Raw genomic sequence first — 318 nt, 5'->3', positions numbered from 1 at the left:
TCCGGACCGACACCCATCGCCCGCAACTGGTGGGCCAGGCGATTGGCCTGGCCATCCAGCTCGCGGTACGTCAACGTCTGGTCGCCGAAGACCAGGGCGATGGCCTCCGGTGTGCGCTGTGCCTGGGCCTCGATCAGGACATGCACGCAGTGTTCGCCCGGATAGACCCCCTCGGTACGACTCCAGCGTCCGAGGATCAGTCGTTGTTCCTCGTCGCCCAGCAACGGCAGGTCGGCAACGGGCTGGTCCACGCCCTGGCTGGCAATCGCCCGCAGCAGGTTGCGCCAGTGGCCGGCCAGGCGCTCGATGGTCCGCGCT

General features: G+C 68.6%; 1 protein-coding gene. It reads right to left on the bottom strand.

All coding sequences use genetic code 11. The features are described from left to right. A partial coding sequence (locus HX803_RS32475; RefSeq protein ID WP_178926125.1) for an AMP-binding protein occupies window positions 1–318 on the bottom strand: 318 nt, incomplete at both ends.

The organism is Pseudomonas sp. P7548 (assembly GCF_013386585.1).
GTDB lineage: Bacteria > Pseudomonadota > Gammaproteobacteria > Pseudomonadales > Pseudomonadaceae > Aquipseudomonas.
The sequence above is the reverse complement of the archived record's forward strand: the minus strand, read 5'-3'. Positions and strand labels throughout refer to the sequence as shown.